The following is a 24,682-nucleotide window of genomic DNA, read 5'->3' on the forward strand; positions in this document are numbered from 1 at the left end:
ATCACTCGACACCCATCCTGACGACGGATCGGACATGCATGCATCTTGGCATAGGTTAGCGGTAACAGGCGCGGGCGACGACGAAGGTCGTGCCGGCGGAATGGCCCTGCGCGCGGAACCCGCGCGACGGGCGACGGGCTTGCGCCGGTTGCTCGCCGGCCTGTTGATGCTGGTCGCCGGCTTGGGCGCGGGACACGCCCGCGCCGAGGACGGCCATGACCTGTGGCTGCGCTATCGTCCGCTGCCGGCCGCGCAGGCCGACGCTGCGCGCGGGCACGCCACGCAGCTGGTCGCGGGCACGGCGAGCGCGACCCAGGCGGTCACCCGCGCCGAGCTGCTGCGTGGCCTGGGCGGCCTGCTGGGCCACGCGCCGGTGCCGGCCGACGCGGTGAGCCGCGACGGCGCCATCGTGGTCGGCACGCCGGCCTCGTCGCCGTTGGTCGCAGGCCTGCACCTGGACCTGCACGATCTCGGCCGCGAGGGCTACCTGATCCGCAGCGTGGTGCTGGACGGCCATCCGGCCACGGTGATCGCCGGCAACGACGATATCGGCGTGCTGTACGGCGCGTTCGGCCTGCTGCGCCGGCTGCAGACCGGGCAACCGATCGACCGGCTCGACCTGCGCGAGCGCCCGCGCGTGCAGCTGCGCGTGCTCGACCACTGGGACAACCTCGACGGCAGCGTCGAGCGCGGCTACGCCGGCGCCTCGATCTGGGACTGGTGGAGGCTGCCGGACTACCTGCCGCCGCGCTACACCGACTACGCGCGCGCGAATGCCTCGATCGGCATCAACGGCACCGTGCTCAACAACGTCAACGCCGATCCGCTGATCCTCAGCCACGCCTACCTGGAGAAGGTGGCGGCGCTGGCCGGCGTGTTCCGCCCGTACGGCATCCGTGTCTACCTCAGCGTGCGCTTCAGCGCGCCGATCGAGGTCGGTGGCCTGAAGACCGCCGATCCGCTGGATCCGCAGGTGCAACGCTGGTGGCGCGGGAAGGCCGACGAGATCTACCGGCTGATCCCCGACTTCGGCGGTTTCCTGGTCAAGGCCAATTCCGAGGGCCAGCCCGGCCCGCAGGACTACCACCGCAGCCACGCCGACGGCGCCAACATGCTTGCCGCCGCGCTGGCGCCGCACGGCGGCGTGGTGATGTGGCGCGCCTTCGTCTACGCGAACAAGCCCGGCGAGGACCGCATCAAGCAGGCGTACGGGGAGTTCAAGCCGCTGGACGGCAAGTTCGCCGCCAACGTGCTGCTGCAGGTGAAGAACGGCCCGCTCGACTTCCAGCCGCGCGAGCCGTTCAACCCGCTGTTCGGTGCGATGCCGAAGACGCAGTTGATGATGGAGTTCCAGATCACCAAGGAATACCTGGGCTTCGCCACCCACCTGGTCTACCTCGGGCCGCTGTACCAGGAGGCGCTGGCCGCCGACACCATGGAGCACGGCAAGGGCTCCACCGTGGCGAAGGTGGTCGACGGCACGCTGGACGGCCACGCGCTCACCGGCATGGCCGGCGTGGCGAACATCGGCGCCGACCGCGACTGGTGCGGCTCGGTGTTCAACCAGGCCAACTGGTACGTGTTCGGGCGCCTCGCCTGGGATCCCACGCTGTCCGCGCGCGCCATCGCCGAGGAATGGACGCGCATGACCTTCGGCAACGACGAGGCCGTGGTGCGCCCCGTGGTCGACATGATGATGGGCTCGCGCGAGGCCGCGGTGGACTACATGACGCCGCTGGGCCTGGCCCACCTGATGGGCCACGGCCACCACTACGGCCCGGAGCCGTGGGACGCCAGCGGCCCGCGCGCCGACTGGACGCCGGTGTACTTCCATCGCGCCGACAAGGGCGGCATCGGCTTCGACCGCACCGCCAGCGGCAGCGACGCCGTGGCCCAGTACGCGCCGCCGGTCGCCAACGAGTTCGCCAGCCTCAGGCAGATCCCCGACGAATACCTGCTGTGGTTCCACCACGTGCCGTGGAGCTACCGCATGCGTTCCGGCCGCACGCTGTGGGACGAGCTGGTGCGGCATTACACGCAGGGCGTCGAAGACGTTGCGCGAATGCGCGAAACCTGGGCCGGCCTCAAGGGCCACATCGATGACGAACGCTACCGGCAGGTGGCCACCTTCCTCGCCATCCAGCAGCGCGAGGCGCAGTGGTGGCGCGACGCCTGCATCGCCTATTTCCAGAGCATCAACGGCCTGCCGCTGCCGGCCGGCTACGCGCCGCCGGCGCATCCGCTGAAGTACTACCAGTCCCTTTCCTTCAAGTACGTGCCGGGGTATTCCGCATGGTGACCAACGCAGTGCCGACGAGGTTCCACTCCCGCATGCTCGCCGCCACGGCGGTGCTGCTGTGCCTGGGCACAGGCGCGGCGCACGCCGCGGACGCCGTGCTGCTCAACCCGCTGTTCCAGGATCACGCCGTGCTGCAGCGCGACCGCGCCGATCCGGTCTGGGGCCAGGCGAAACCCGGCGTGGCGCTGACGGTGAGCTTCGCCGGCCATACCGTGCATGGTCGCGCCGATGCCGACGGGCACTGGCAGGTCGCGTTGCCCGCCCTGCCCGCGGGCGGCCCGTACACGCTCACCGTGAGCAGCGCGGACGGCGCCACGCAGACGATCAGCGACCTGCTGGTCGGCGACGTGTGGCTGTGCTCGGGCCAGTCCAACATGGTGCTGCAGGTGAGGCGCACGCTGGATCTGGATTCCGAGACCCGGGATGCATCGAACGACCGCCTGCGCATGCTCACCGTGGACGACACCGCCAGCGTCACTCCGCAGGAGGAAATCCCGCGCACGGACCACTGGCTGCCGACCACGCCGGCCAACGTGCCGAATTTCTCCGCCACCTGCTACTACTACGCGCGCGAGCTGCAGAAGAAGGTGCCGGTGCCGATGGGCATGGTGGTGGCCGCCTGGGGCGGTTCGCGCATCGAGCCGTGGATGAGCGCGCAGGCGCTGCGCAAGGTCGGCGGCTACGACCAGGGGCTGGATCTGCTCGCGCTCTACGCCAAGGACCGACCGCGTGCCGAGCAGCAATGGGACCGCGAGTGGAAGGCCTGGTGGCTGTCGCGCCCCGGCGCCACGCCCGCCAATGCTCCGTGGAACACGGCGAGCCTGGGCGAACCGGGCTGGCAGCGCGCGCCGCTGGAGCGCGGCGCCTGGCAGCACTGGGGCATGCCCGCGCTGGCCGATTTCACCGGCATGCTGTGGTACCGCACCACGGTAAAGCTGGACAAGGCGCAGGCCGCGCAGGGCGCCGTGCTGGACCTGCTCGCCAACGAGATCGACCAGACCTGGGTCAACGGACACTGGGTCGGCACCGCCTACGGCAGCGTGCAGCGCCATTACAAGATACCGGCCGGCGTGTTGCACGAAGGCGTGAACCTGATCGCGCTGAACGTGCTCGGCACCTATCGCGACGACGGCCTGCAAGGCCCGGCGTCCAGCCGCGCGCTGAAGCTGGCGGATGGCACGTCCATCCCGTTGCAGGACTGGCAGTACCAGGTGGTGCCTTCGTCGTACGGCGCACCGCCGGACTTGCCGTGGCAGTCCACCTCCGGCCTCAGCACGCTCTACAACGGCATGATCGCGCCGCTCGGCCACTACGGCTTCCGCGGCCTGCTGTGGTATCAGGGCGAATCCAACACCGGCGACCCGGGCAACTACCGTGCCCTGCTGGAGGGCCTGCGCGACGATTTCCGTGCGCGCTTCGGTATGGCGCTGCCGATGCTGATCGTGCAGCTCTCCAGCTACGGCCCCTCGCCCACCCAACCCGGCGAAAGCGGCTGGGCCGACGTGCGCGACATCCAGCGCCGGGTCGCCGCGGAGGATCCGCACTCGGGCCTGGCCGTCGCGGTGGATATCGGCGAACGCTACGACATCCACCCCGCCAACAAGCAGGAGCTGGGGCACCGGCTGGCGCGGGTGGCGCGCCATGTGATCTACGGCGTCAAGGCATTGCCGCCATCCGGTCCGGCCGTGCGCTCGGCCACGCGCGACGGCGACGCGGTCACGCTGGATTTCGGCGACGTCACCGGCAAGCTGGTCGCCTACAGCACCGACCACCCCACCGGCTTCGAACTGTGCGGCGCGCAGCCCGGCTCCTGCCATTACGCCGTCGCCGGCATGCGCGGCGACCAGGTCACGTTGCACGTGCCGACTCCGGCGGACACGATCACGCGCGTGCGCTACTGCTGGGCCGACAGCCCGATCTGCACGCTCTACGACCAGGCGGGCCTGCCCGCAGGGCCGTTCGAGATTCCCGTCACTTCCCCTGCGAGCCGGCACTGACATGCACACCGCTTCCGAAACCTCCGCCCACGGCTCGGCGCGCGACCGCGAGATCGTCGCGGCGCGCGTCATCGTCACCAGCCCGGGACGCAACTTCGTCACCCTGAAGATCGAGACGCGCAGCGGCATCAGCGGCCTCGGCGACGCCACCCTGAACGGTCGCGAGCTGGCGGTGGCGTCCTACCTGCAGGACCACGTGGTGCCCAACCTGATCGGCCGCGACGCCGGCCGCATCGAGGACCTCTGGCAGTTCCTCTACCGCGGCGCCTACTGGCGGCGCGGCCCGGTGACGATGAGCGCGATCGCCGCGGTGGACGTGGCGCTGTGGGACATCCTCGGCAAGCTGGCCGGCCTGCCGCTCTGCCAGCTGCTGGGCGGCCGTTCGCGCGAGGGCGCGCTGGTGTACGCGCACGCCAACGGCCGCGACATCGAGGAGGCCAGCGACGAGGTGGGCAAGTTCGTCGAGCAGGGTTTCCTTGCCGTGCGCGCGCAGTGCGGCGTACCGGGCATCAAGAAGCCCTACGGCCTGTCCGCCAAGGGCAAGCCCTACGAACCGGCCGAGAGCGAGCTGCCGCTGGAGACGACGTGGTCCACGCCGCGTTACCTCGACGTGGTGCCGCGGCTGTTCGAGCGCCTGCGCGCCGACCACGGCGACGGCGTCGAGCTGCTGCACGACGCGCACCACCGGCTCACCCCGATCGAGGCCGCGCGGCTGGCGCGCAGCCTGGAGCCCTACCGCCTGTTCTGGCTGGAGGACGCCACGCCGGCGGAGAACCAGGCCTCGTTCGAATTGATCCGCCGGCATTCGGTGACGCCGCTGGCGGTGGGCGAGGTGTTCAATTCGATCTGGGACTGCAAGCACCTGATCGAGCAGCAGCTGATCGACTACATCCGCACCACGATCGTGCATGGCGGCGGCATCACCGCGATGCGCCGGCTGGCCGACTTCGCCGCGCTGTACCAGGTGCGCACCGGCTTCCACGGCGCCACCGACCTGTCGCCGGTGACGATGGGCGCGGCGCTGCACTTCGACGCCTGGGTGCCCAACTTCGGCATCCAGGAATACATGTTCCATTCCGACGAAGCCAACGCGGTGTTCCCGCACGACTACGCGTTCCGCGACGGCCGCCTGCACGTGGGCGACACGCCGGGGCATGGCGTGACGATCGACGAGAAGCTCGCCGCGAAGTACCCGTACGCGCCGAAACAGTTGCCCGTCGCACGGCTGGAAGACGGCGCGATGTGGAACTGGTGACGATGAGAAAACCACGCATTGCAACATTTCTCGCCGCGTCGGCATTCGCCGCCGTGGCGTCGGCATCGACGCAGACGCCGGTCTACCAGGACACCTCGCGCAGCTTCGGGCAGCGCGCAGCCGACCTGGTGGCGCAGATGACGCTGCCGGAAAAGGTCGCGCAGATGCAGAACAGCGCACCCGCGATCCCGCGCCTGGGCGTGCCGGCCTACGACTGGTGGAGCGAGGCGCTGCACGGCGTGGCGCGCGCCGGCGAGGCCACCGTGTTCCCGCAGTCGATCGGGCTGGCCGCCACCTTCGATCCCGGTCTCCTGCACCAGGAGGCCAGCGCGATCAGCGACGAGGCGCGCGCCAAGTACGACGACTTCCAGCGGCGCGGCATGCGCGGCCGCTACGAGGGCCTGACGTTCTGGTCGCCCAACATCAACATCTTCCGCGACCCGCGCTGGGGCCGCGGACAGGAAACCTACGGCGAGGATCCCTACCTGACTTCGCGCATGGGCGTGGCCTTCGTGCGCGGCCTGCAGGGCGACGACCAGGCCGCGGATTCGCTGGCGGATCCGCGCAATCCGGACAAGTACCGCAAGCTCGACGCGACCGCCAAGCATTTCGCCGTGCACAGCGGGCCGGAGCCCGAGCGCCACCGCTTCGACGTGCATCCCGATGAGCGCGACCTGTACGAGACCTACCTGCCGGCCTTCAAGGCGGTGGTGCAGCAGGGCGGGGTGGATGCGGTGATGGGCGCCTACAACCGCGTGGACGGCGTGCCCGCCACCGCCAGCCAGCGCCTGCTTGAGGACACCTTGCGCAAGGACTGGGGCTTCCAGGGCTACGTGGTCTCCGACTGCGACGCGGTGGCCGACATCTACATGTTCCACAAGGTGGTAGCTACCGCCGAGCAGGCGGCCGCGCTGGCGGTGAACCACGGCGACGACCTCAACTGCGGGACCACCTACGCCACGCTGGTCAAGGCCGTGCACGACGGCCTGGTCAGCGAGCACACGATCGACACTGCGGTGACGCGGCTGATGCTGGCCCGCTTCCGCCTCGGCATGTTCGACCCGCCCGCGCGCGTGCCGTGGTCGACGCTGCCGCTCTCGACCATCCGCTCGCCGCAGCACGACGCGCTGGCGCGCCGCGCCGCGCAGGAGTCGATGGTGCTGCTGAAGAACGACGGCGTGCTGCCGTTGTCGCGCGACCTGCGGCGCATCGCGGTGATCGGCCCCACCGCCGACAGCGTGCAGGCGCTGGTGGGCGACTACCACGGCACGCCCAGGGCGCCGGTGACCATCCTGCAGGGCATCCGCGCGGCGGCGCCGCACGCGCAGGTCAGCTACGTGCAGGGCGCGGAACTGGTGCAGGGTTTCGACGGCCCGGACGTGGGCAGCGTGATCGACAGCGCCTGGCTGCGTCCGGCGCCGGGCTCGGGCGAGCACGGCCTCAAGGGCGAGTACTTCCGCAGCGCCGACTTCGCGGCGCCGCCGGTGATGACGCGCATCGACCCGCAGGTCGGCTTCCACTTCATCCACGGCAGCCCCACCGACGCGCTGGTCGCCAGCGGCAAGCTGCCCGACGCGCAGGCACTGGATAACAACCAGTTCGCCGTGCGCTGGAGTGGCGAACTGGTGCCGCCGGTGTCGGGCCGCTACGAGCTGGTCGCCGCCGCCGACAGCGGCTTCCGCCTCTACCTCGACGGCCGCCTGTTGCTGGACCGCTGGGATGCCAGGTCGAAGCAGCGCGGACAGGGCGCCTTCGTCGACCTGAAGGCCGGCAAGGCCTACGCGATCCGCCTCGACTACGTGCGCGCCGCGCACAACGCCAGTATGCGGCTGGCCTGGCGCATGCCCGGCGCGAAGCCGCCGTTCGAGGCGGCGCTGGACGCGGCGCGGCAGGCCGACGTGGTGGTCTTCGCCGGTGGCCTCACCAGCGACCTGGAAGGCGAGGAGATGCCGGTCGACTACCCGGGCTTCGCCGGCGGCGACCGCACCACGCTGGCGCTGCCGGCGACCCAGCTGAAACTGCTGAAGGCCCTGCAGGCCACCGGCAAGCCCGTGGTGCTGGTGCTGACCACCGGCTCGGCGCTGGCGATCGACTGGGCGCAGCAGCACCTGCCGGCGATCCTGCTGGCCTGGTATCCGGGCCAGCGCGGCGGCAGTGCGGTGGCCGACACGCTGTTCGGCGACGCGAACCCCGCGGGCCGGCTGCCAGTCACCTTCTACAAGAGCGTGGCGCAACTGCCGCCATTCGACGACTACGCCATGCAGGGCCGCACCTACCGTTACTTCAAGGGCGAGCCGCTGTACCCGTTTGGTTACGGCCTGTCGTACACGCGCTTCGATTACGCCAACCTGCAACTCGACCACGACGCGCTGGGTGCGGACGGGCACCTGCGGGTCACCCTCAAGGTGAAGAACAGCGGCCAGCGCGCAGGCGACGAAGTGGTGCAGCTCTACCTGCGTCCGCTGCAGGCGCCGCGGATGCGCGCGATCAAGTCGCTGCGCGGCTTCCAGCGCATCCACCTCGAACCCGGCGAGGAACGCAGCGTCAGCTTCGACCTCGTGCCGAGCCGCGACCTGCACTACTACGATGTGGCGCGGCATGCCTGGGCCGTCGAGTCCGGTCGCTACCAGGTGCAGGTGGGCGCCTCCAGCGCCGACATCCGCCTCACCCGCGATTTCACCGTGCAGCGCTGAGAGACCGTGGACGGCTTGCGCGAACGTTGCTCAGTGAACCCCTCTCCCTCCGGGAGAGGGTGGCGACAGCCGGGAGAGGGTACGTTCGGAGCGAAGCGTGGCGGCGTTGCCGAACCCTCACCCCAACCCCTCTCCCGGAGGGAGAGGGGCTTCGCAAGCACGCGCGCACCGCACCACCGGCTTTCCATGAGTGACGAGAAACCATGATGTCGCACGATCCACAAACCGGGCCTGGCAAGGCCCGCATCGTCTGCTTCGGCGAATTGCTGCTGCGGCTGTCGCCGCCGGGACATGAGTTGCCGCTGCAGTCGCCGCGCTTCGAGGCGCGCTTCGGCGGCGCGGAGGCGAACGTGGCCGTCTCGCTGGCCATCCTCGGCCACGCCAGCGCGATGGTCAGCGCGCTGCCCGACCATGCCATCGGCCGCGCCTGCGCCGGCGAGTTGCGCCGGCATGGCGTGGACACCGCCGGCCTGCGCCATGCGGAAGGCCGCATGGGCCTGTACTACCTCGCGCCCGGCGCGATGCAGCGGCCTGCCGAAGTGATCTACGACCGCGCGGAATCGGTGTTCGCGCGCAGCCCGGCCGCGGCCTGGGACTGGCCGCGCCTGCTCGCGGGCGCGCAATGGCTGCACCTGTCCGGGATCAACCTCGCGCTGGGCGAAGCCACGGCGCAAGCCGCGCTGGAGGCGGTGCGGGCCGCGCACGCGGCCGGCGTGCGGGTGTCATTCGATTGCAATTACCGTGGCAAGCTGTGGGGCGCGCGCGCCGCGCAGGCGCCCGCGCTACTGCGCGAGATCGTGGCCGGCGCCGAGCTGGTGTTCGGCGGCGAGCGCGACATCGCGCTGATCCTCGGCGAGGACTTTGCCGCGGTGCCGGCGGGCGAACGCTTCGGCCACGCTGCCGCGGCCGCCTTCGCGGCATGGCCGAAGCTGCAGTGCCTGGCCACCACCGAACGCGAGCAGCACAGCGTGGACGAGCAGGCGCTGCTCGGCCGGCTGGCACGGCGCGGGCGCACGCTGGCCACCGTGCCGCGCGGCCTGGCCGGTATCGTCGACCGCATCGGCAGCGGCGATGCCTTCGCCGCGGGACTGCTGCACGGCCTGCTGCGCGGCATGGCCGACGCGGCCGCGCTGGATTTCGCGCTGGCGGCGGCCTGCCTGAAGCACTCGGTGCCCGGCGACGCGAACCTGCTGGGCGAGGCCGACATGCTGGCCCTGCTCGCGGGCGGCGGCTTCGAGGTGCGGCGCTGATGGCGACCCTGTCCACCCGTCGCGAACAACGCTTGTCGCCGGCGTCGTTGCTCGCGTTGCCGGCCGCCGTCGCGCACCCGCGCTATGCGTTGGACGATGTGCGTATCGGCATCGTGCACTTCGGCCCCGGCGCATTCCACCGCGCGCACCAGGCAGCCTACGTCGACGAATTGCTGGCCGGGGATCCCGACTGGGCGATCTGCGCCGTCTCGCTGCATAGCGCCGAGGTGCGCGACGCGCTGCGGCCGCAGGGCGGGCTCTATACCCTGGCCCTGCTCGGCGAAGCGGGCGGCCTGCGCGTGATCGGCGCGATCCGCGAACTGCTGTGCGCTCCCGAGGAACCCGACGCCGTGCTGGCGCGGCTGGCCGATCCGGCGGTGCGGCTGGTCACGCTGACGGTGACCGAGAAGGGTTATGCGCTGGCGGGCGAGGGCCTCGACCTTGCCCACCCGGAGATCGTCCACGACCTCGCCGCGCCGGCGACGCCGCGCAGCGCGGTCGGCTACCTGGTCGCCGGCCTAGCCGCGCGCTGGCGGCGGGGCATCGCGCCGTACACGGTGCTGAGCTGCGACAACCTCGCCGGCAACGGCCGGCGCCTGCGCTGCGGCGTGCTGCAGTTCGCGCAGCGGATCGATTCCGCGCTGGCCGCGTGGATCGCCGACGCGGTGGCCTTCCCGTGCTCGATGGTGGACAGCATCACCCCCGCCAGCGACGACGCGCTGCGCGCGCGCGTCGACGGCGAGCTGGGCTGCACGGATGCCTGGCCGGTGCAGCGCGAACCCTATGCGCAGTGGGTGATCGAGGACCGCTTCTGCAACGCGCGGCCGCCGTTCGAGCGCGTCGGCGTCACGCTGAGCCGCGACATCGCCGGCTACGACCGTGCCAAGCTGCGCCTGCTCAACGGCGCGCATTCCACGCTGGCCTACCTGGGCTCGCTGCTGGAGCTGGAGACGGTAGCCGACGCGATGGCCGAACCGTCGCTGGCGGCCTTCGTCGAGCGGCTGATGCGCGCATCCATCGCGCCGGCCACCGCGCTACCGGATGGCCTGGATGCCGGCACCTACATCGACGCCATCCTTGCGCGTTTCCGCAACCCGGCGATCCGCCACCGGCTGGCGCAGATCGCCTGGGACGGCTCGCAGAAACTGCCGGTGCGGCTGTTTGGCACGATCGCCGACGCGCTGGCGCAAGGCCGCGACGTGGCGCCGCTCTGCCTCGCCGTCGCCGGATGGATGCACTTCGTGCGGCGACAGGCGCAGCGTGGCGTGGCCCTGGTCGACCCGCTGGCCGGGCCGCTCGCGGCGATCGGCCGGGCGTGCCGTGGTGAGGCCGCGGCCGACGTGGCCGCGTTCCTCGCGCTCGACGCGGTGTTCGCGCCGTGGTCGGGCGACGCGCGTTTCGTGGCGGCATTGCAGGCCGCCTATGCCGCGCTCGGCGACGCGGGTTCCGCCGCGGTGCGTCGCACATTGGCGCTGTAGGAGCATCCTGTGCGCGAACTTCTGGCGCCGATCGGAGCAAAAGCATTCGCGCGCAGAGTGCGCTCCAACGGGGACGCCGGTCAGAGCTTGTAGGCCCGTTTCGGCAGCTTGTAGGCGAGGTCGATGGCGACTTCCGCCGCCTCGTCCTCGTCCAGGCGATGCTCGGCTACCAGTCTGGCGAGGAAGGCGCAGTCCACGCGGCGCGCCACGTCGTGGCGGGCGGGGATCGACAGGAAGGCGCGGGTGTCGTCGTTGAAGCCCACGGTGTTGTAGAAACCGCCGCTTGCCAGGGTCTGCTCGCGGAAGCGCCACATGCCTTCCGGCGCGTCGTGGAACCACCAGGCCGGGCCGAGGTACAGGCAGGGATAGTGACCGGCCAGCGGCGCCAGCTCGCGGCTGTAGCTGCTCTCGTCCAGGGTGAACAGGATCAGCTGGAAGCGCGGCTCGTTGCCGTAGCGGTCCAGCAGCGGCTTCAGCGCGTTGACGTAGTCGGTGCGCAGCGGCAGGTCGGCGCCCTTGTCGCGGCCGTAGCGCGCGAACAGCCCGGCGTTGTGGTTGCGGAAGCAGCCGGGGTGGAGCTGCATCACCAGGCCGTCGTCCAGGCTCATCGCCGCCATCTCGGTGAGCATCTGCGCGCGGAACAGTTCGGCGTCCGCGGCGCTGGCGCGGCCGTGCGCCACCGTGTCGAACAGCCGGCGCGCCTCGGCGGGCGACAGGTCGGCGGTGGCCGCGCTGGGGTGGCCGTGGTCGGTCGAGGTGGCGCCCATCCGCGCGAAGAAGGCGCGGCGCTGGCGGTGCGCGGCGAGGTAGCCGTCCCAGCCGTACACGTCCTCGCCGGTGAGTTCGCCGAAGCGCCGCAACGCGTCGGGGAACTGCTCGTGTTCCGGATCGATCACCGGGTCGGGCCGGTAGGCGGTGATGACGCGCCCCGGCCAGCCGCTGGCGCGGATCGCCGCATGATGATCGAGCGGATCGAGCGGCGATTCGGTGGTGGCGAGCACTTCGATGCCGAAGCGCTCGAACAGCGCGCGTGGGAGGAACGCCGGCGTGGCCAGCGCCGCGGTGATGGTGTCGTAATAGAGGTCCGCCGTGGCCTCCTCCAACCGCACGCGCAGCCCGAACACTTCGTGGAACACGTGGTTCAGCCACAGCGACGACGGCGTGCCGCGGAACAGCCGGAAGTGCCGCGCGAACATCCGCCAGGCCTCGCGCGGGTCGACCACCGCGCGCGAACCGTCGCGGCGCGGGATGCCCAGCGCATCCAGCGGCACGCCCTGGCTGTAGAGCATGCGGAACACGTAGTGGTCGGGCACCAGCAACAGTTCGGTGGCGTTCGCGAACGGCTTGTTGTCGGCGAACCACGCCGGATCGGTATGGCCGTGCGGGCTGATGATCGGCAGGCGCGCGACCTCGGCGTACAGCCGGCGCGCGATCGCGCGCTGGGTGGGCTCGGCCGCGAACAGGCGGTCTTCGTGCAGGTGCAGCGGATGGGCGGGGGTGTTCATGCGCAATGGTTTCTCGGGAAACGGGGCCGCTCACGGAACCGGCGCGGCGACGGGCAGGTAGGTGCTTTCCGGCGGACCCAGGTAGCTGCGGTCGGGCGTGCCGCGGTACAGCTCGACGCGCTGGAACACCACGCCGGGATCGATCCGCCACAGCTTCAGCGTGTGGGCGCCCGCCCGCGCGACCTGGTGCTGCGAGGTGGCAGTGTAGACGGCGTCGCTGACCGCGCGGTTCCAGGCCTCGAAGCCGGGATGGCCGGGCTCGGGATCGAGTGCGATGGTGGCGACCTGCGGCGGCTCGTCGTCGATCGACACGGCGTAGCGCAGCCCGCCGCGATGCAGGAAATCCAGCGACGGCGACAGCCGCACGCGCACCGTGATCTCGCCCGCCGCGCGCAGCCAGATCGGGTATTCGAGCCAGGCGCCGGCGGCGGTGGGTGGCGTGGCCGGCGCGGTTGCCGGGGTGCTGGTGACGCCGCCCAGCGTGCGGCCGAGGTTCGGGATGGTCTGCCATGCGAGTCCGGCGGGAGCCACGGCGCGCGTGTGGTGCGGTGCCTCGATCGCGATGTGGCCTGCGCTTTCCACGAAGCCGCCGGGCACGGCGTCGTGCGGCAGCGGTTCGACCGGCACCGTCACGTCCACGCGGCTGCCTTCGCTGCCGCGCAAGGTCAGCCGCGCGCTTTGCGTGCCGTCGGGCACGGCATTCCAGTCGACCGTCATGCGCAGCGTCTGCGCGTCCGCGACCTCGCCGCTGGCGGGCGTCACCCGCAGCCACGGTTGCGAACTGCCCGCGGTGTAATGGAACGGTGTGGCGCCACGGTTGAACACGGTGACGTCGCGGGTGTCGGCGCCAAACGGGGCCAGCGGCGGCAGCCGCGGGGCATCCGGCGGGCCGGGCCAGGCGCGCGCGTCGCCTTCGACGGCCACTCCCATCGCGGCCTTGTCCGGCACGGCGAGCGTCAGCGTGGCCGGGATCACGTTCTTCGCCGGCTGCTGCCAGCCGGTGTAGCCGATGTGCGTCTGCTCCATCATGTGCGTCCACTTGCCGCCGGCGATGTCCTGCTCGTAGACGCGCGCCAGTTCGGCGTCGCGCGCGAACAGGCGCTGCGTCAACGCGGCCTGTCCGTTGGTGCTGGCGCGCCCCTGGGCGGCGTACTCGCGGTTGCGCGCCGCGGCGATGTACAGCGCGTTGAGGTTGGCGCTGGCCAGGATGGGGTAACCGACCAGTTCGTACCAGGCGTCGTGCCAGGCGGTCGGGAGGGCGGCGCCGATGCGTTGCGCACGGGTGGCCAGGGCGTTCCAGTCGGCTTCGACGCGTGCGGCCTCGTGGAAGTCCGTCAGGCTCCAGGTGTCCGGCGACAGCAGCTCGGGTTTGCGTCGCGCGTTGTATTGCGTATAGCGGGTCAGCAGCTCGCCGATCTCGGCCGCGTACCGCGGGCCGAATTGTCCGGCGGCCCAGTCCGCCGGATACGCGGCGAGTCGCTGCGCGGTCATCGCCTGCGGATTCCAGGCCACGTCGAGGAAGAAGCTGATCGGAAATTCCAGCGGCTTGATGTCGCCGACGTTGACCATCCACAACTGGTTGGCGCCATAGGCCGAGGCCAGCCGCATCTGTTCCCAGACGCGCTCGATCTGCGTGCTGTCGACCCACTTGTAGTTGCGCGGCCCGCCCACGTAGTCGAAGTGGTAGTAGATGCCGTAACCGCCCTGGCGCACCTCGCCGGGTTTGGGCAGGCGCCGCAGGTTGCCCCAGTTGTCGTCGGAAAACAGCAGGGTGACATCGTCGGGCACGCGCATGCCGGCGTCGAAGTAGTCCTGCACTTCCTTGTATAGCGCCCATACCTGCGGCGTCTGCGCGGCGGGCTGGCCGGTGACCTCGCTGATGATGCGCCGCTGGTCGGCGACGATGCGTTCGAGCAGGCCGATCGCGGTGCCTTGCGTCATCGGTTCGTCGCCGTCGCCGCGCATGCCGATGGTGACCAGGCTTTCGTGGCCGTCCATGCGTTCGATGCCGCGGCGCCAGAACGCCTGCAGCGCATCGGCGTTCTTCGTGTAGTCCCACGGGCCGCGGCCGTAGCGTTGCCACTCGGCGTGGGCGCGCATCATCGGTTCGTGGTGCGAGGTGCCGATCACCACGCCGTATTCGTCCGCCAGCGCCGCGTTCTGGGGGTCGTCGTCGGCGAAGGCGCGATCTCCCCACATCGCCGGCCACAAGGTGTTGCCCTTCAGGCGCAGGATCAGCTCGAACACGTGCTGGTAGAAGCGGTGGTTGGGGCCGCCGAACTTCGCGTTCATCCAGCCGCCGAGGTCGGGATCCTCGTCGTTGAGGAAGATGCCGCGGTAGCGCACCCGCGGCGCGTCCACCAAGCGTCCCGGCGCCACGTACAGGGCCGCTTGCCGCGGCACCGGCACATCCGCCCACCAGCTCCACGGCGATACGCCGATGCGCCGCGACAGCTCGTAGATGCCGAAGATGGTGCCGCGCTTGTCGGCGCCCGCGATCAGCAGTGCGCGACCGATGCCGGGTTCGGGATGGTCCACCACCTGCAGCAGGTAGGCCTCCCAGCGTCCCTCGACGCCGGCGGTGTCGATGTGCCGCTCGCGCACGATGCGGTCGATGCGCGCGCTCTTGCCCAGCGTGCCGACGATGATCGCCGTGGGTTGCCCGGGCGCGTCGCCGGTGGAAAACGCACCCGTGTTCCCGGCCACCTTGGCGAGGTCGGACTGCAGGTCGCGCGCCGCGCGCCGCACGCCGGGGTAGTCGTGCGCATCGGCGAGCACGGCTATCGGATGCGCGTGGTCGACCAGCGCCAGCGCATCCGCGACGGCGGTATCGCAGACGGTGGCCGGCTGCGTGCAGTCGGTCTTCGCATGGACGACCGGCGCGCAGGCCAGCAGCGCCAGGCCGGCTAGCGCGGCGCGCAGCCGGAAACCCCGGAAAAACTTCCCGGACACCGTTCGCGAGAACACGCGGCTTGCCCGTTCGCGCAAGCGTGGCCCAGCGAAACCCTCTCCCTCCGGGAGAGGGTGCCGGCAGGCGGGTGAGGGTACGTGCGGAGCGGGGCGCAGCGGCGTTGCCGAGCCCTCACCCCCAACCCCTCTCCCGGGGGGAGAGGGGCTTGGCATGGCGGCGGTGCCGCGGGCATGACGGCCGACGAAGCGGCTTTTCGATGCTCCCCCGAGGTTCACGGAGCCACCACGTGCGCAGGGTCGTGCACGTAGCGACGCAGCCAGGCCAGCGCCGGGCGCTCGCTGCCATCGGGGTTGATCAGGTAAGCCCGCTCCTTCTCGCGCCACAGGCCGGGACGGAAGCCCCACAGGGTGATGCCCTTCACCGCCGGGTCCTTCCAGAACACCGGGAACACGCGCTGGTATTCCTTGAGCTGCGCGGCGTCGGTGGTGCCGTCGATGTCCATCTCGGTGATGTAGACCGGCAGGCCGGTGGCGGCCAGCGTGTCGAGGTTCGCGCGCAGCGTGGCGGCCGGCACGCCTGCCGTCTCGAACGCGTGCGCCTGTACGCCGATGCCGTCGAGCAGCTTGTCCTTGCGCAGCAGGTCGATGATGGCGCGGTAGCGGCGGGTGTTTTTCGCCTTGTTGATCACGTTGTAGTCGTTGATCAGCAGCTTCGCGTGCGGGAAGTAGTGGCGCGCCAGCCGGTACGATTCGATCACCCAGTCCCAGCCGCTGGCGCCGCTGCCGCCCAGTGCCCCGATGTAGTTGCCACCGCCCTCATCGTCCTTCGAGGGCGGATCGTTCAACGCCTCGTTGACCACCTCGACGTAGTCGAGGTCGGGATAGCGTTGCGCCACCGCGGCGAACCAGTGCTCGATCTCGCGGCGTTGCTCGGCGCGCGGCAGGTGCTTGATCCATTCCGGCTGCTGGTTGCCCCACACCATCACGTGCATGTGGAACGGGAAGCCGTGCGCCTTGGCGAACCGGTAGGCCTGGTCGAGCCCGCTCCAGTCCATGTGGCCGCGTACGGCTTCCACCTCGCCCCATTTGCCCGCGTTCTCCGGGGTGACCTTGTTCCAGTAGCCGGCGAAATCCCGCGCCTGGGCCGGGCTGTAGGTGCAGCCGAGGAATTTCGCCTGGCCGGCGGCCAGCGGCGCATCCTGGGCCTGCGCGACGGGGGCCAGCAGCGCCAGCGCGGCGGCGAACAGCAGGGCTCGCAGCGTCGTCTTCATGGGTTTCCCTCCGGGAATGGTTGCGGATCGTCGAGCCGGGCCGGCTGCAGCTGCGGCACGAGCAGGTGGACGGCGAGCAGGGCGACGAGGTAGGCCGAGCCGGCCAGCAGGAACACCGGCGTGTAGCTGCCGGTGAGTTCGAGCAGCAGGCCGACCACGGTGGAGATCAGCATGCCGCCCACCGCGCCGGCGAAGCCGCCGATGCCCACCACCGAGGCCACCGCGTGGCGCGGGAACATGTCCGAGGCCAGGGTGAACACGTTCGCCGACCAGCCCTGGTGCCCCGCGGTGGCCAGGCCCACCAGCGCCACCGCCAGCCACAGGTTGCCGGCTTTCGCCGCGAACATCACCGGCACCACGGCCAGCGCGCAGGCCAGCATCGCGCCCTTGCGCGCGCGGGCGTGGCTCCAGCCGCGGCGGATCAGCCGGCCGGCCAGCCAGCCGCCGGCGATGCTGCCCGCATCCGCGCACAGGAAGATCGCGATCAGCGGCGGCCCCAGCTGCAGCAGGTCGAGTCCGTACTCGGCGTGCAGGAACTTGGGCAGCCAGAACAGGAAGAACCACCAGATCGGGTCGGTGAGGAACTTCGCCGCCGCGAACGCCCAGGCCTGGCGGTGGCGCAGCAGATGCAGCCACGGCACCCGTACCGACGGACCGGGCGGCTGCGTGCCGATCCAGGCGCGCTCGGCGGCGCCCAGCCGGGGTTGCCGGTCCGGCGCGCGGTAGCGCAGCAGCCAGGCGGTCACCCAGCTTGCGCTCAGCACGCCGGTGAACAGGAACGCCGCCTGCCAGCCCCAGTAGGCGGCAATCACCGGCACCAGCAGGGGCGCCACGATCGCGCCGATGTTCGAGCCGGAGTTGAAGATGCCGGTGGCCAGCGCGCGCTCGCGCTGCGGGAACCACTCCGCCACCGTCTTGATCGCGGCCGGGAAATTGCCCGCCTCGCCCAGCCCCAGCGCGAAGCGCGCTGCCGCGAAGCCGAGCACGCCGGTGGCCAGGGCGTGGCTCATCGCGGCCAGGCTCCATACGCCGATCGACAGCGCGTAGCCGATGCGCGTGCCGAAGCGGTCGATCACCGCGCCGGCGCCGAGCAGGCCGATCGCGTAAGCGGCCTGGAAGGCGGTGACGATGCTGCTGTAGTCGAGCTCGCTCCAGCCCATCTTCGTTTGCAGGAACGGCGCGAGCACGCCCAGCACCTGGCGGTCGATGTAACTGATCGTGGTGGCGGCCAGCAGCATGGCGCAGACGCGCCAGCGATAGCGGCCGATCCCCGGGCCCGGCGTGGTGGCGGCCGGCTGGTCGTTGCCTTGCATGTCAGCCCCCGCGGCCCGTCAGCGCACCCGGCAACGGCCGCGCTCGTGGTGCGTGTCGTGGTGCGTGCGATTCCCGGCCCATGTTCCGTCGCCCCCTTCGCTCGGTCCAGTGGATGTTAGCGCTATCAGATCATTTGGCAAACATGCCGGCCTCCGTCCCGCAACACGTATGAAATTGCGATACCGAAAAGACATCGCGTGAGCATATCTGCTTGTTTTGTCCTGCTTTACACCGCGCAAGTTTTTGTTGCCATGCAGCGTGCACGCGTAAATTGTTAGCGCTACCTTCGCAAGAAGAAGTGGTTGTGGCGCTGGAACTCGAAACGCAGGGGTACGTCGCGATCGGCGTGCCGGGGGCAGTTGGATCACCAGATACCGTGAGGGGAGCAGTCATGGCGCAGGTTCGTATCGCACAAACCGTGTTGTCGCACGCGTTGGGTCTGGCCTTGCTTGGCGCAGTGGGGGTAGCGCAGGCACAAGAGGCAACGCAGGCACAGGCCGCCCAGCAGGGCCAGCAGGACCAGCAGGATGGCTCGAAGCCGAAGCCGGAGTCGGCCAGGCAGCTTGAGGGAGTGAACGTCACCGGCAGCTACCGCAGCAGCATCCAGTTCTCGACCGAGGCCAAGCGCGACGCGACCGGCTTCACCGATTCGATCTTCGCCGAGGACATCGGCAAGTTCCCGGACACCAATATCGCCGAGTCGCTGGCGCGCATCCCGGGCGTGCAGCTCAACCGCGACGTCAACGGCGAGGGCCTGAACATCGCCATCCGCGGCCTGGGCAGCAGCTTCACCAAGACCACGATCAACGGCAATTCGGTCGCCACCGCCTCGATCGGCCTGGACGCGACCAACCAGAACCGCGAAGTCGACCTGAACCTGTTCCCGACCGAATTCTTCAGCCAGCTGACGGTGTACAAGTCGCCCAAGGCCAGCCTGCCAGAAGGCGGCGCCGCCGGCGTGGTGGACATGCGCAACGCGCACGCCTTCGACAACCCGGGCACGCACCTGACCTACTCGCTGCAGGCCGCGGACAACAGCATCGCGAAGAAGGTCGGTCCGCAGGGCTCGGTGATCGGCAGCTGGACCAACGAGTCGGGCACCTTCGGCGCGCTGTTCGGCATCTCCTCGGTGCGCGACAAGATGGCGGTGGACAGCTGGGAGGACGGCAACGGCGGCTGGATCGATCCGGGCCTGACCGCGGCGCAGTGCGGCACCGACTGCGGCCGCAATCCGTCGTCCAACCGCTGGCGCATTCCCGACACGGTATCCGGCAATGCCGCCACCATCGGCGCCGGGCTGACTCCGGGCCAAACCATCGATGCCGCCTGGCTGCAGGCGCACAACCCGGGCCTGAGCACCGCCCAGATCGGCAACGCGCTGGTGCCCTACCTGCCGCGCCCGGTGAAGATGACCGGCGATCGCGACCGCGATGCCCTGCTCGGTTCGCTGGAGTGGCGCCCCACCTCGAATGCCCACTTCTGGGTGGACTACCTCTACACCAAGGCCAAGCGCAGCAACGAACGCATCGACATGGACCTGGTGGCGCGCAACAACGACGCCAACGGCATGATCCCGATGAACATGCAGGTGGATTCCAACGGCGTGGTCACCAACGCCACCTTCACCAACGCGCAGTTCTTCCTGGAGGCCCGGCCATACCACGAGAAGGTGGATTACTGGCAGGTGGATCCGGGCGCCACGTTCTGGTTCGGCGACAGCGACGAGATCAAGCTGGACGTCCAAGGCGGCCTCAGCCGCAGCTGGATGCGCCGCGATTCGCCCACCATCCTGGTCACCTCGCCGTTCACCACGGTCAACTACGTCAACAACAACGGCATGCCGGTGATCACCTCGGACCTGGATCTCAACGATCCGAACCTGGGCTGGTCGTGGAGCAACGGCGGCCGCGTCAACGTGCAGAACGAGCACCGCCTGACCCGCACCGCGAACCTGCGCGCCGACCTGCAGCTGGGCGGCGACGACAAGAACAACGTCAAGGTCGGCGTGGCCTGGGACAAGGACTATCGCCGCATCCAGGGCTTCGACAACAGCGCGGCGTGGCAGGACTACGTGTTCTCGCAGATCCCCGACTCGGCGCTGTCGAAGTACCTGGTGCCCGGCCCGGCGGGCTTCATCAGCGCCGACTTCAACGCGTTCATGGCCGCCACCAACTATGCCTACTACCGCGACAGCGCGCCGGAAGGCGGTTCGACCAACAACACGGCCCAGACCGGCAGTTTCAGCGAGGCCAACCGCGCCGCCTACGTGGAGTTCAACTCGGCCAGCGACGTGTGGGGACGCGAGCTGCGCATCAACGCAGGCGTGCGCTATGCCGCCACCAACCAGTGGGTCAGCGGCCCGGTGACCCTGGGCGGCATACGCCAGTGGCAGGTGCTGGACAGCTCCTACAGCGAGTGGTTGCCTTCGTTCAGCGCGGCCTGGAGCGTGGCGCCCGACGTGGTGCTGCGCCTGTCCGGTTCCAAGACCATGACCCGGCCGAACCCGAGCGCGATGCTGCCGGCGACCACTTTCACCGGCGTGGGTGCGGATGCCGCCCGCCAGGGCAACCCGAACCTGTCGCCGTACACCTCGACCAACTTCGACATCGGCGGCGAGTGGTACACCGGCGAAGAAGGCTTCGTGGGCCTGACCTTCTTCAACAAGCGCGTGGAGGGTTACACCTTCAACGGCCAGACCCACATGACGCTGGGGCAGCTCGGCGTTCCCTACGATGCGCTGAACGACATCCAGCAGAGCCAGGTCGACGCCAACGGCGGTTACGACAAGTTCCTGGTCGACGTGTCGCAGCAGGTCAACGCGGACGCGGCCTTGAACGTGCGCGGCTGGGAGGTGACCTGGGTGCAGCCGCTGGACTTCGCGTTGAAGGGCCTGGGCTTCCTCGCCAACTACACCAAGCTCGACCTGACCACGGAAGGCCACGACGCCAGCGCGCTGGCGGGCAACATCTACGGTGTCTCGCCGAAGATGTGGAACACCACGCTGTACTGGGAGAACTACGGCGCGTCGGTGCGCCTGTCCTACAACTGGCAGCAGGGTGCGAAGGGATCCTCGACCAACCAGAACAGCATCCCGTTCGCGTACTACTACGGCGCCGACCGCGGCCAGCTGGATCTCTCGGCGAGCTACACGCTGGCGAAGGTGCCCAGCAAGCCGCAGATCACGCTGAACGTGTCGAACCTGACCAACAAGCCGATCACCTCGTACTTCGGCCTGAACAACATGGTCGACAAGTACTACGAGCCGGGCCGCACGGTCACGCTCGGCATCCGCGGCACGTTCTAGCGGCAAATGCGGCCGTGCGCGCGGGGTTTGCCGGAAGCCCCGCGCGCACGAAAACCCCCATGCACGGGAGGTCGGGGCGGCGTACAGGGGGTAGCAATAGTGGTAGCGCTACCAAAATATTTTGTGAATAACATCATGAAGGGGGACTCTCTCCAGGCAAAAGACACCAGGTGAAATAACACAACTGACTGTATTTGCAGTACTTCATGCCATGACCTGATCATGCTGCTACGCAGCGTGCGTGACTTTTTTGTTAGCGCTATCTTCACGGACCAATGCAGGGGTAGAAGCGGTCAGGACGCTGCAAATCGAACGTTGCCGGCATCGTTGCGCCGGCACGACTTACTTGTTGGATCACCTGGTTGTAACCGTGAGGGGAGTCAGTCATGGCACAGATCCGTATCGCACGAACGGTGTTGGCACACGCGCTGGGCCTGGCCCTGTTTGGCGTGGTGGGGGGATTGCAGGCACAGGAGGCGCCGCAGGGGCAGGCAGCATCACCGCAGGGACAGGCGTCGCAGCAGCAGTCGGGGACGGCGCAGGGGCAGGCGGCCCCGCCGGCACAGAAGAGCAACGCGCAGCTGGATGCGAAGTCGGTCAAGCAGCTCGGCACGGTGAACGTCACCGGCAGCTACGCAAGCAGCATCGAGTTCTCCACCGATGCCAAGCGTGACGCGACCAATGTCATCGACACCGTGTACGCCGAGGACATCGGCAAGTTCCCGGACACCAACATCGCCGAATCGCTGAGCCGCGTGCCGGGCGTGCAGATCTCGCGCGACGCCGACGGCGAAGGCATGAACATCCAGGTCCGCGGCCTGGGCACCGACTTCACCAAGATCCTGCTCAACGGCGACCAGATCGCGGTGGCCTCCTCCGGCTCGCTGGACGGGCAGAACCAGAATCGCGAGGTGGATCTCGACCTGCTGCCCAGCGAGTTCTTCACCCAGCTGACGGTGAACAAGACGCCGATGGCCAGCATGACCGAGGGCGGTGTCGCCGGCGTGGTCGACATGCGCACGGCGCGTCCGTTCGACAATCCCGGCACGCATCTCACCTATTCGGCCCAGGGCAGCTACAGCTCGGTCGGCAAGGACACCAAGCCGCGCGGCTCGCTCATCGGCAGCTGGACCAACGACGACGGCACCTTCGGCGTGCTGGCCGGCGTGACCGGTTCGCGCAGCGACTACGACATCCGCGGCTACGAGACGATCGGCTGGACCACGCCGCAGCTGAGCGCCGCGCAGTGCGGTGGCAGCGCCGGCTGCAGCCCGGCCGGCGGCAGCTGGGTGATCCCGTCCACGGTGCCCGCCGGCGCCGGCGCCGGGCTGGCCGCGGGCGAGACCATCGACAACGCCTGGCTGCTGGCGCACAACCCCGGCCTCACCACGCAGCAGATCGCCAACGCGCTGATCCCGCGCCTGGGCCGCGATGCCTACATCCAGGGCACCAACGACCACCAGTCCGGCCTGCTCTCGTTCGAGTTCCGCCCCAGCGAACGCGCGCATTTCTACCTCGACACGCTGTTCTCCAAGCAGGAGCGCGACTTCAACCGCCTCGACATGGACCTGGTCGGCCGCAGCGGCCAGATGATCCCGGTCAACATGCAGGTGGACCAGAACGACGTGGTGACCGGCGCCACGCTCGCCAACGCGCAGTACTTCCTGGAGGCGCGGCCGTACCGGGAGCACGTGAATTTCTTCAACATCAACCCGGGCGGCGAGCTGCTGTTCGGCGACGAGGAGAACATCAAGCTCGACTTCCAGGGCTACGTGCAGCGCAGCTGGTACAAGAACGAGCAACCCTCAATGCTGGTCATGACGCCGTCGGGCCAGGGCACCACGGTCGACTACAGCAACGGCGGCGGCGAGTTTCCCGACACGGCATCCACCAACGCCAGCCTGAACAACCCGAATGCCGGCTGGGAGTGGTACCGCCTCAACGTGCAGAACGAAACCCGCGTCACCGACAACAAGGGCACGCGCGAAGATCTGCAGCTCGGCGGCGACGACAACAACATCCGGGTCGGCGTCGCCTACGACGACATCTCGCGCCAGATCAAGGCCTACGACAACAGTGCCGCATGGCAGGCGGCGGCGGAATCGGCGATCCCGAATTCGGCGCTGTCCTCGTACCTGATGCCGGGTCCGGGCGGTTTCATCGGCGTGAACTATGCGGCGCTGATGGCCGCGACCAATTACGGCTATTACAACGCCACCGCCCCGCTGACGACGTCCGCCGCCACCGGCGCCAACACCGCGGACATCCAGGAGCGCACCTGGGCCTGGTACCTCGAGGGCAACACCAAGTTCGAGTTGTGGGGCAACGACCTGCGCATCAACGGCGGCGTGCGGCACGCCTACACCAACCAGACCATCGCCGGTCCGTCGAACTTCGGCAACCAGCTGCAGTACGTGACGCTGCAGCACACCTACGGCTACTACCTGCCGTCGTTCAACATGGCCTACAACGCCACCGACGATATCGTCCTGCGCCTGGCCGCGTCGCGCACGATGACGCGGCCCGACCCCAGCGCCATGGTGCCCAACACCAACTTCAGCGATCCCGCCGCCGAGATCGCCACGCAGGGCAACCCGAAGCTCGCGCCCTACCTCTCCACCAACCTCGATTTCGGTGGCGAGTGGTACACCGGCAACGCAGGCTATGTCGCGCTTGACCTGTTCGGCAAGCGCATCACCGGCTTCACGGTCAACGGCGTCAACCTCGTCCCGTTCACCCAGCTCGGCATCCCCTTCGCGGACCTGACCGACACGCAGCAGCAGGCGATCAACCTGCGTGGCGGCCCGAATTCGGCGACGGTACAGGTGCAGCAGCAGGTGAACGCGGATGGCACGCTGTTCATCAAGGGCGCCGAGGCGAGCTGGGTGCAGCCGCTGGACTTCATCTACAGGGGCCTTGGCCTGCAGACGAACTACACGGTGGTGTCGCAGAAGAGCATCGGCAGCGGCGTGCCGGCGCAGGCCGTCGGCATCTCGCCGCATACCTACAGCGCCACCGCCTACTGGGAAGGCCACGGTGCGTCGGTGCGGCTGTCGTATACCTGGAACTCGACGCAGATCAGCTCCACCGCGAACCAGAACGGCCTGCCGTTCGGGCAGATCAAGACGGACGCGCGCGGCCAGCTCGACCTGGGTTCCAGCTACCAGTTCGCCAACCTGCCGTCGAAGCCGACGATCACGCTGGACGCGATCAACCTGACCAAGGCCAAGCTGCGTTCCACGTTCACCTACAACAACGCCGCCTACACCTACTACACCCCGGGCTACACCGTCATGCTGGGCATCCGGGGCAGCTTCTGACAATGTGCGCCACGACGGCCTTCCCGATGCGCAGGCACCGGGAAGGCCGTGATGCAGGGGAGCCGTTGTGCTCACCGCCTTCTGCC

The 24,682-nt window shown here is 69.4% G+C and carries 12 protein-coding genes; 8 read left to right on the plus strand and 4 right to left on the minus strand.

Annotation, left to right across the window (positions count from 1 at the left end; genetic code table 11):
* Positions 1 to 100 precede the first annotated feature (100 nt).
* The 6 genes from ABQJ54_RS08565 to ABQJ54_RS08590 all read left to right on the plus strand — a co-directional run bounded on the left by ABQJ54_RS08565 (position 101) and on the right by ABQJ54_RS08590 (position 10,972).
* Positions 101 to 2,299: an alpha-glucuronidase family glycosyl hydrolase gene (locus tag ABQJ54_RS08565; RefSeq protein WP_437343332.1), complete on the plus strand. Its 2,199-nt coding sequence runs from the start codon at positions 101 to 103 to the stop codon at positions 2,297 to 2,299.
* Positions 2,293 to 4,296, plus strand: a complete 2,004-nt coding sequence (locus tag ABQJ54_RS08570; RefSeq protein ID WP_367853876.1) for a sialate O-acetylesterase — start codon at positions 2,293 to 2,295, stop codon at positions 4,294 to 4,296. The genes ABQJ54_RS08565 and ABQJ54_RS08570 overlap by 7 nt, the downstream gene beginning before the upstream one ends.
* A gap of 1 nt (position 4,297) precedes the next feature.
* Positions 4,298 to 5,551, plus strand: a complete 1,254-nt coding sequence (manD, locus tag ABQJ54_RS08575) for a D-mannonate dehydratase ManD (protein WP_367853877.1) — start codon at positions 4,298 to 4,300, stop codon at positions 5,549 to 5,551.
* Between the two features lie 2 nt (positions 5,552 to 5,553).
* On the plus strand, positions 5,554 to 8,244 hold the full coding sequence (locus tag ABQJ54_RS08580) for a glycoside hydrolase family 3 C-terminal domain-containing protein (protein ID WP_367853878.1): 2,691 nt from the start codon (positions 5,554 to 5,556) through the stop codon (positions 8,242 to 8,244).
* Between the two features lie 203 nt (positions 8,245 to 8,447).
* Positions 8,448 to 9,494, plus strand: a complete 1,047-nt coding sequence (locus ABQJ54_RS08585; protein ID WP_367853879.1) for a PfkB family carbohydrate kinase — start codon at positions 8,448 to 8,450, stop codon at positions 9,492 to 9,494.
* Positions 9,494 to 10,972, plus strand: coding sequence for a mannitol dehydrogenase family protein (locus tag ABQJ54_RS08590; RefSeq protein ID WP_367853880.1), 1,479 nt, complete (start codon positions 9,494 to 9,496; stop codon positions 10,970 to 10,972). Before ABQJ54_RS08585 ends, ABQJ54_RS08590 begins: the two co-directional genes overlap by 1 nt.
* An 80-nt stretch (positions 10,973 to 11,052) precedes the next feature.
* Here ABQJ54_RS08590 and uxaC read toward each other — a convergent pair whose 3' ends face one another.
* The 4 genes from uxaC to ABQJ54_RS08610 form a co-directional block, all read right to left on the minus strand.
* Positions 11,053 to 12,477: a glucuronate isomerase gene (gene uxaC, locus ABQJ54_RS08595; RefSeq protein ID WP_367853881.1), complete on the minus strand. Its 1,425-nt coding sequence runs from the start codon at positions 12,475 to 12,477 to the stop codon at positions 11,053 to 11,055.
* 30 nt (positions 12,478 to 12,507) lie between these two features.
* Complete coding sequence (locus ABQJ54_RS08600; protein ID WP_367853882.1) at positions 12,508 to 15,444, minus strand: glycosyl hydrolase 115 family protein; 2,937 nt, start codon at positions 15,442 to 15,444, stop codon at positions 12,508 to 12,510.
* A gap of 215 nt (positions 15,445 to 15,659) precedes the next feature.
* Positions 15,660 to 16,658: an endo-1,4-beta-xylanase gene (locus tag ABQJ54_RS08605; RefSeq protein ID WP_367853883.1), complete on the minus strand. Its 999-nt coding sequence runs from the start codon at positions 16,656 to 16,658 to the stop codon at positions 15,660 to 15,662.
* A complete protein-coding gene (locus ABQJ54_RS08610) occupies positions 16,655 to 17,971 on the minus strand; it encodes an MFS transporter (RefSeq protein WP_367853884.1) in 1,317 nt (438 codons plus the stop codon). The genes ABQJ54_RS08605 and ABQJ54_RS08610 overlap by 4 nt, the downstream gene beginning before the upstream one ends.
* A gap of 392 nt (positions 17,972 to 18,363) precedes the next feature.
* On the opposite strand from ABQJ54_RS08610, the gene ABQJ54_RS08615 reads away from it, so the two are divergent.
* Together ABQJ54_RS08615 and ABQJ54_RS08620 are read left to right on the plus strand one after the other, a co-directional pair.
* Positions 18,364 to 21,276 carry a TonB-dependent receptor gene (locus ABQJ54_RS08615; RefSeq protein ID WP_367853885.1) on the plus strand — a complete coding sequence of 971 codons (2,913 nt, stop codon included), beginning with the start codon at positions 18,364 to 18,366 and terminating at the stop codon, positions 21,274 to 21,276.
* A 386-nt stretch (positions 21,277 to 21,662) separates the two neighbouring features.
* Positions 21,663 to 24,596, plus strand: a complete 2,934-nt coding sequence (locus ABQJ54_RS08620; RefSeq protein WP_367853886.1) for a TonB-dependent receptor — start codon at positions 21,663 to 21,665, stop codon at positions 24,594 to 24,596.
* Positions 24,597 to 24,682: the final 86 nt, after the last annotated feature.

This window comes from Rhodanobacter lycopersici (assembly GCF_040812335.1).
GTDB lineage: Bacteria > Pseudomonadota > Gammaproteobacteria > Xanthomonadales > Rhodanobacteraceae > Rhodanobacter_A > Rhodanobacter_A lycopersici.